Genomic DNA, 7,737 nt, shown 5'->3' with positions numbered 1-7,737 from the left:
GCGGTCGCGGGGGGCGGTCCGGGCGCAGCCCGGTGCCCGGCGGAGCCGGGTTTCTTGGGGCGCCGCCCCAAACCCCGCGCCTCAAACGCCGGCGGGGCTGGAATGCCCGGACCCTCGGCTCAGGCGTCGGCGGAGCCGGCTGGGCTGGAGTTTGTCGACCCTCGGCTTCGAAGGGTCGGCTTCGGCTTCGGCGTCGTGGCCGGGTTGGCTGGGGTGGGCTTCGGCTTCGCCGACGCGGCAGGGGTCGGCCTCGGCGCCGGGGATGTGGCCGGCGGGGGCTGTGGGGGGAGGGTCAGGAGGGTGCCCGGGGGGAGGGGGCCCGGGGTGGGGCCCAGGGTTTCGCGGTTCGCCGTGAACAGGGCCCGCCAGCCACCCGGCACGCGCCGCCGACGGGCGATCCCGTCGAGCGTGTCCCCCGCCCGGACCACGTGCATCCGCCCGGCCAACCCGTACCGCTTCGCGCACACCGGCCACGCCTCCCACCCCTGGAAGGCGACCACCTCCTCCCCCACCCGGATCTGCTGCTCCCGGCTGGCGAGGTCGGCCCGGGCCGCGTACACCAGCCCCCCGTACCCCTCCCAGGTCGGCTGCCGGAACTGGAGCCCGCCGTAGAAGCCGTTGCCGGTGTTGACCGCCCAGCGCCCGCTGCTCTCGCAGTCGGCCACGCAGTCCCAGGGCCATTCCGCGCCCGGCCCGCAGTCCCCCGGCCCGCTGCCGATCATCCCGGGCGAGCCCGGGTGGGCCGCCGCCGCGGGCCCGGGCGCCGGCGGCGGAGGGGCCGGAGGGGCCGCGCCGGCCCCCGACGGGAGTACGAGGACGAGAGCCAGCGCGGCGGCGGCTGCGGCCGCCGGAGCGGCCCGCCGGATCCGGGGGTCGGGCATCGGGTCACGCTACGCAGCCCGCCGCCGCCCGCCGCCCGCGCCACGCGGTCCCGCCGCGGACCCCACCCGGTCGGCGCACACCGGCCCGGAGAGCCCGACAGGACCCGGCAGAGCCCGGCAGGGCCCAGGACCCCGCGCCCTCCCCGAAGAGGCAAGAGCGGCCACCGACCGCGCACAAACAAACAACAGTCGGCGCCAAAGCGACGCCGCGGTCCGACCGTTCACCCCTCTGGAGGCCGGGTTCGATTCCGTTCCCTCCAACGGCGTGACCCCGGCGACCGCTTCCCCGTTGATCCCGGCAGGCCGGGAACCGCCCGGCCCCCGCTCGCCTAGTCCGAGGAGCCACCCCGTGCCCCGCATGCTCGACGTCAGTGATGAGGTACGTGCCGAGATCGGTGACGAAGAAGCCGAGAGGCTGCTCACCGGCGACGACGCACCGGGCAGTTACGACTGCACCTCCTGCCGCACCCCCGGGGACCCCCAGACCGACCGCACCAGCACCGTGCTGTTCGTCGGCGAGGAGACGGCCGTCCTCGCCTTCGCCCACGCCGGCTGCATCCCCTCGCAGGTGGTGCAGGTCTCCGAGGAGCAGCTCCAGGGCGCCGTCCGCAGCATCACCGGCGACAGCCCCGCCCCGGAGGCCGCCGGCGCCGTCCCGCAGAGCGTGCCCGGCGGCCAGGCCGTCCTCGGCATCACCAGCGGCCTGGTCCTGATCGGCGGCGAGCTGCACCCGGCCCTCGTCGTCGAGCCGACCGCACCGATCGCCCGCCCCGGCACCACCGGCCCCGGCGACGACTTCCTGCCGCTCCTCATCGAGCAGGGCTTCATCCCGGTCACCGACACCAGCGAGCTCCCCTCCCCGCTCGCGGGCTGGTCGGTGCTGCTCGCCGCGGGCCAGCTGCACGCCGTGCTGCAGCCGGGCGCCGAGGGGAGCGGCCCGGTCGCCTGGTGGCAGGCGCACCAGGCCCTGGCGGTCACCGAGCCCTGGCGCACCGCCGTCAACAAGACCCAGCGCGTCCTCGTGTACGCGGCCTCCGTCGGCTCCATCGGCCAGCAGCCCCGCGAGGACCTGCTGCGCGACGCGCTCGACAAGGCCGCGGCCGCCGGCAAGCTCGTCGCCGCCTCGATGCCGCTGGCAGGTACCCCGGGCGCCTGACCCCAGGGATCCCGGAACGGCCGGCCCCGCCCCTCACGAGGGGGCGGGTCGGCGTGCGCCGGGGGTGCGCGGTCCGTCCCGCGCACCCCCGGCGATCTGCGTTTTTCTGCCGCCGCGCCCGCATCCGCAACAGCCCCGGGGTCGTTGGCTGTTACGTGCACTCATACGACCCCTCCCGCGCCCATGCCCATGCCCAGCCGAGCACCGTCTCCCCGATGCGCCCCGTACGGGACCGGGACGGCATGGCGGCCCCCGCCTCGCACACCCCGATCTACGACACGCTGTACTCGGAGTACCTGCGGGCCTTCCGGGCCCTGCCGGGCGACCGCAGCGGCGAGGAGGACCTCGCCTTCACGGCGTTCTCGTACGGCGGCACGTACGGCGTCGGCAGCGGCAGCGGCTCGTACGGCGCGGGCCCGGGCAGCTGGTCGGGCACGGCGCTCGGCACCGGGATCGGGACCGGCTTCTCCGGGTTCGGCTCCGGGCTCGCCACCACCGGCGGCTCGGACGGCTGGAACGGTTCCGCATGGCAGCCGGACCCCTGGCAGCCCTCGTACGCGCCCGCGCCGCAGCCCTCGTACGCCTACGCCGGGACCACGACCACGACTGCGAGCCCGGCGGTCACGGCCACGAGCCCGAGCACGACCACGACGACCACCGGCTCCGGATACGGCGGCGGGCGGCAGCACCAGACGGGGATGCACCACATCCCGCCGGCCCTGCCGCCCGCTCCGCGCCGGGGCTACTGACCCCGCTACCGCTACTTCTTCTTCTGGGCGCCGCGCTTCTCGCGCACCCGGACCGAGATGTGGATCGGGGTGCCCTCGAAGCCGAACTCCTCGCGCAGGCGGCGCTCGATGAAGCGGCGGTAGCCGTGCTCCAGGAAGCCGGAGGCGAAGAGGACGAACCGCGGCGGCTTGCTGCCCGCCTGGGTGCCGAACAGGATGCGCGGCTGCTTGCCGCCGCGGATCGGGTGCGGGTGGGCCGCGACGATCTCGCCGAGGAAGGCGTTCAGCCGGCCGGTCGGGACGCGCGTCTCCCAGCCGGCGAGGGCGGTCTCGATCGCCGGGACCAGCTTCTCCATGTGGCGGCCGGTCATCGCCGAGACGTTGACGCGGGGCGCCCAGGAGACCTGCTGCATCTCGGTCTCGATCTCGCGCTCGAGGTAGTAGCGGCGCTCCTCGTCGAGCTGGTCCCACTTGTTGTACGCGATCACGATCGCGCGGCCGGCCTCGACGGCCATGGTGATGATGCGCTGGTCCTGGACGCTGATGTTCTCGGTGGTGTCGATCAGGATGACCGCCACCTCCGCCTTCTCCACGGCGGCGGCCGTGCGCAGCGAGGCGTAGTAGTCGGCGCCCTGCTGGAGGTGGACCTTCTTGCGGATGCCCGCGGTGTCCACGAACTTCCAGGTGACGCCGCCGAGTTCGATCAGCTCGTCGACCGGGTCGCGGGTGGTGCCGGCCAGCTCGTTGACGACGACCCGCTCCTCCCTGGCGACCTTGTTCAGCAGGGAGGACTTGCCGACGTTCGGGCGGCCGATCAGCGCGATGCGGCGCGGGCCGCCGATCCCGCCGCCGCCGAAGCTCTGCGCGGGCGCCTCGGGGAGGGCCTCCAGCACGGCGTCGAGCAGGTCGCCCGTACCGCGGCCGTGCAGCGAGGAGACCGGGTACGGCATGCCGAGGCCCAGCGACCACAGCTCGGCCGCGTCGGCCTCGCCGCTCTGGCCGTCGACCTTGTTCGCGCACAGGACGACGGGCTTGCCGGCGCGGCGCAGCAGCTTGACGACGGCCTCGTCGGTGTCGGTGGCGCCGACCTTGGAGTCGACGACGAAGACCACGGCGTCGGCGGTCTCGATGGCGTACTCGGCCTGGGCGGCGACGGAGGCGTCGATGCCGAGGACGTCCTGCTCCCAGCCGCCGGTGTCGACGACCTTGAAGCGGCGGCCGGCCCATTCGGCCTCGTAGGTGACGCGGTCGCGGGTGACGCCGGGCTTGTCCTCGACGACCGCCTCGCGGCGGCCGATGATGCGGTTCACCAGGGTCGACTTGCCCACGTTGGGGCGGCCGACGACGGCGAGTACGGGGAGCGGGCCGTGGCCGGCCTCCTCGATCGCGTCCTCGACCTCCTCCAGGTCGAAACCTTCCTCCGCGGCGAGCTCCATGAACTCCGCGTACTCGGCGTCGCCGAGCGCTCCGTGGTCGTGCTGATCGTTCATGAAGTCCGTTCCTCGTCGTTCGTGGTGATCGGTGGAACCCGCGCGGGCGGGTGCCACTACTGGGTCAAGTCTCGCTCAGTGCCCGTCCGGGCGCCCAGCGTCGGGCCGGGCGGCGGGTCGGCATCGGGCGGGTGGCCGCGGGCCGGTCGGTCAGCGTCCGGTCAGGCGCTTGGCGTCGGCCAGGTGCGCGGTCAGCCTGCTCTGGATGCGGGCGGTGGCCTCGTCCAGCGCGGTACGGGTCCGGCGGCCGGTGCCGTCGCCCGCGTCGAAGGGCGAGCCGAAGACGATGTCGACCCGGCTCTTGAACGGCGGCAGCCCCCGTATCAGCCGGCCCTGGCGCTCGGTGCTGCCCAGGACGGCGACCGGCACGACGGGCGCGCCGCTGCGCACCGCGAAGTACGCGAGCCCGGCGCGCAGCGAGGCGAAGTCGCCCTCGCCCCGGGTGCCCTCGGGGAAGATCCCCAGGGCGCCGCCGTTGTCCAGGACGGCGAGGGCCCGGGTGATCGCGGTGCGGTCGGTGCCCGAGCGGTCGACCCTGACCTGGCCGATGCCGTCCAGGAAGGGGCCGAGCGGGCCGACGTACGCCTCCTTCTTGATCAGGAAGTGCAGCGGCCGCGGCGCGGTGCCCATGACCATGGGACCGTCGATGTTGTGCGCGTGGTTGACGGCGAGGATCACCGGCCCGGAGGCGGGGACGCGCCAGGCTCCCAGTACGCGCGGCTTCCACAGCCCGTACATGAGGCCGATGCCGATCCGCCGGCCGACCGCCGCACCCTTGAGGGAGGGCGTACCGCTCACTTGCGGCCCGCCCGCTTCTCCTCGACCAGGGTCACGACGCACTCGATGACCTGCTCCAGGGTCAGCTCGGTGGTGTCCACCTCGACCGCGTCACCGGCCTTGGCCAGCGGCGAGGTCTTGCGGCCGGAGTCGGCCGCGTCCCGCTTGATCAGGGCTTCGCGGGTGGTCGCGAGGTCCGCGGCCTCCTTGCCGCGCAGCTCGCCGCTGCGGCGGGCGGCGCGGGCCTCGGCCGAGGCGGTCAGGAAGACCTTCAGGTCGGCGTCGGGCAGGACGGTGGTGCCGATGTCCCGGCCCTCGACGACGATGCCGCCCTCCGCACCCGCCGCGATGCTGCGCTGCAGCTCGGTGATCAGGGTGCGCACCTCGGGCACGGCGCTGACGGCGCTGACCTTGGAGGTGACCGCCTGGGTGCGGATCGGGGCGGAGGCGTCGACGCCGTCGACGGTGATCGTCGGGGCGGCCGGGTCGGTGCCGGAGACGATCGTCGGCTTGGACGCGGCCACGGCGACGGCCTGCGGGTCCTCGGTGTCGACGCCGTTGGTGATCATCCACCAGGTGATGGCCCGGTACTGGGCACCGGTGTCCAGGTAGCGCAGCCCGAGCTTGGCGGCCACGGCCTTGGAGGTGCTGGACTTGCCCGTGCCGGAGGGACCGTCGATGGCGACGATCACGGCGGACGGAGCTGCGGTTTCCACGGTGCGGGCACCTTCCTGGTTGCGCGTGCGTGTCGGGGCGCGCCAAAGCGCCCCTCTCCAAGGTTACCGGGCCCCGACACGGGCGCCGCCCGGGCCACCGGGGTGGGGCGGTGGCGGGCGGTGCGCCCCTGTTCCTTCCGTGCTTGCTGCCTTCCGTGCTGCCGGCCCCTACTGCTGGCGCAGGGCCCAGCCCCGCTCGCGCAGCTCGGCGGTGAGGGCGGCGGCGGCCCGCGGCTCGACCATCAGCTGGACCAGGCCCGCCTGCTGCCCGGTCGCGTGCTCGATCCGCACGTCCTCGATGTTGACCCCGGCCCGGCCGGCGTCCGCGAAGATCCGGGCGAGCTCGCCGGGCTGGTCGCTGATCAGCACCGCGACCGTCTCGTACGCCGTCGGCGCCGCGCCGTGCTTGCCCGGGACCCGTACCCGGCCCGCGTTGCCGCGCCGCAGCACGTCCTCGATGCCGGCGGCGCCGCCGCGCCGCTTGTCCACGTCGGCGGACTCCAGGGCGCGCAGGGCGTCCACCGTCGCCTCGAGGTCGGCGGCGATGCCGGCGAGGACGTCCGCGACGGGGCCCGGGTTCGCGGAGAGGATCTCCACCCACATTCGCGGATCGGAGGCGGCGATCCGGGTCACGTCCCGGATCCCCTGCCCGCACAGCCGTACGGCGGTCTCGTCGGCCTCCTCCAGGCGGGCCGCGACCATGCTGGACACCAGCTGCGGGGTGTGCGAGACGAGCGCCACCGCGCGGTCGTGCGCGTCGGCGTCCATGACCACGGGGACGGCCTTGCAGAGGGCGACCAGCTCCAGGGCGAGGTTGAGCACCTCGTGGTCGGTGTCACGGGTCGGGGTCAACACCCAGGGGCGGCCCTCGAACAGGTCCGCGGTGGCGGCCAGCGGCCCGGACCGCTCCTTGCCGGCCATCGGGTGGGTGCCGATGTACGCGGTGGCGTCCACGCCGAGCGCGGCGAGCTCCCGGCGCGGTCCGCCCTTGACGCTGGCGACGTCCACGTACGCGCGGGCGATGCCGCGCCCGATCGCGTCGGCGAGCGTCGCCGCCACGTGGGCGGGGGGCACGGCGATGACGGCGAGGTCGACCTGCCCGTCGGGGGCCTCGTCGGTGCCCGCGCCGAGCGCGGCGGCCGTACGGGCCTGGGCCGGGTCGTGGTCGGCGAGGTGGACGGCGATGCCGCGCGCGGACAGGGCGAGCGCCGCGGACGTGCCGATCAGTCCGGTTCCGATGACGACGGCGGTTCTCACGGGACGCTCCAGGGGTGGAAAGATCGGCAGGTCAGGGCCAGCGTAGCCAGCCGCGGCCGGACACGGACCCGGCGGTCCGTCAGATGGGACGGACCGCCGGATTCCGGAACAACGGGGCGCGGGGCGGTGGAGTCGGTGGAGTCGCAGGGGCGAGGGGCACAGGGCACAGGGCACAGGAGCGGCCAGCCGCGCGGCCGCCCGGCCACGGCTGCGGTAGAACGATCGGCATGATCTTCCACATCGTCCCGCTCTCCGACTGGACCGCCGCGCCCGAGCTCCCGTACGCACCCCCCTCACTGGGCTCTGAGGGGTTCGTGCACTGCTCGGCCGACCGCCCCACGGCCCTCGAGATCGCGGACGCGCACTACCGGGACGTACCGGAAACCCTCCTGGCCGTCGAACTCGACGAACGGGCCCTGACCTCCGAAGTCCGCCGGGAGGGTGAATCGGGCGGCCGCTACCCGCACGTCCACGGCCCGCTGGACCGGGCGGCCGTGGTCCGCCTGTGGGAGGTCGTCCGTGCCCCGGGCGCACCGGCGCAGCTCGCCCCGTGGGACGCGAGCGCCTGATCCGGCGGCGGGGGGGGGGGGGGGGGGGGGGGGGCCCCCCCCCCCCCGGGGCGGCCCCCCCCCCCCCCCCCCCCCCGGCCCCCCCCCCCCCCCCCCCCCCCCCCCCCCCCCCCCCACCCCCCCCCCCCCCCCCCCCCCCCCCCCCCCCCCCCCCCCCCCCAGC

At 75.2% G+C, this 7,737-nt stretch carries 8 protein-coding genes; 3 read left to right on the top strand and 5 right to left on the bottom strand.

All coding sequences use genetic code 11. The annotated features are described in order from the left end of the window. Nucleotides 1–119: 119 nt before the first annotated feature. Complete coding sequence (locus ABZ924_RS37545; RefSeq protein ID WP_361920060.1) at nucleotides 120–881, bottom strand: transglycosylase family protein; 762 nt, start codon at nucleotides 879–881, stop codon at nucleotides 120–122. A 349-nt stretch (nucleotides 882–1,230) separates the two neighbouring features. Between ABZ924_RS37545 and ABZ924_RS37540 the strand changes: the two genes are divergently transcribed. Both ABZ924_RS37540 and ABZ924_RS37535 read left to right on the top strand, forming a co-directional pair. Continuing rightward, a complete protein-coding gene (locus ABZ924_RS37540; protein WP_361920058.1) occupies nucleotides 1,231–2,037 on the top strand; it encodes a hypothetical protein in 807 nt (268 codons plus the stop codon). A 215-nt stretch (nucleotides 2,038–2,252) separates the two neighbouring features. Beyond that, nucleotides 2,253–2,786 carry a hypothetical protein gene (locus ABZ924_RS37535; protein WP_361920056.1) on the top strand — a complete coding sequence of 178 codons (534 nt, stop codon included), beginning with the start codon at nucleotides 2,253–2,255 and terminating at the stop codon, nucleotides 2,784–2,786. Between the two features lie 11 nt (nucleotides 2,787–2,797). Here ABZ924_RS37535 and der read toward each other — a convergent pair whose 3' ends face one another. From der to ABZ924_RS37515, 4 genes are all read right to left on the bottom strand, one after another. Further along, nucleotides 2,798–4,255: a ribosome biogenesis GTPase Der gene (der, locus tag ABZ924_RS37530; protein ID WP_361920054.1), complete on the bottom strand. Its 1,458-nt coding sequence runs from the start codon at nucleotides 4,253–4,255 to the stop codon at nucleotides 2,798–2,800. A 150-nt stretch (nucleotides 4,256–4,405) separates the two neighbouring features. Then, on the bottom strand, nucleotides 4,406–5,095 hold the full coding sequence (locus ABZ924_RS37525; protein WP_361920052.1) for a lysophospholipid acyltransferase family protein: 690 nt from the start codon (nucleotides 5,093–5,095) through the stop codon (nucleotides 4,406–4,408). Continuing rightward, the gene (gene cmk / locus ABZ924_RS37520) at nucleotides 5,050–5,748 is read right to left on the bottom strand and encodes a (d)CMP kinase (RefSeq protein ID WP_361920051.1); all 699 of its coding nucleotides are present in this window, start codon (nucleotides 5,746–5,748) and stop codon (nucleotides 5,050–5,052) included. The genes ABZ924_RS37525 and cmk overlap by 46 nt, the downstream gene beginning before the upstream one ends. Before the next feature lie 168 nt (nucleotides 5,749–5,916). Then, nucleotides 5,917–7,005: a prephenate dehydrogenase gene (locus ABZ924_RS37515; RefSeq protein ID WP_361920049.1), complete on the bottom strand. Its 1,089-nt coding sequence runs from the start codon at nucleotides 7,003–7,005 to the stop codon at nucleotides 5,917–5,919. 227 nt (nucleotides 7,006–7,232) lie between these two features. Between ABZ924_RS37515 and ABZ924_RS37510 the strand changes: the two genes are divergently transcribed. After that, nucleotides 7,233–7,574: a DUF952 domain-containing protein gene (locus ABZ924_RS37510; RefSeq protein WP_361920047.1), complete on the top strand. Its 342-nt coding sequence runs from the start codon at nucleotides 7,233–7,235 to the stop codon at nucleotides 7,572–7,574. Nucleotides 7,575–7,737 lie beyond the last annotated feature (163 nt).

The organism is Streptomyces sp. NPDC046876 (assembly GCF_040645035.1).
GTDB lineage: Bacteria > Actinomycetota > Actinomycetes > Streptomycetales > Streptomycetaceae > Streptomyces.
The sequence above is the reverse complement of the archived record's forward strand: the minus strand, read 5'-3'. Positions and strand labels throughout refer to the sequence as shown.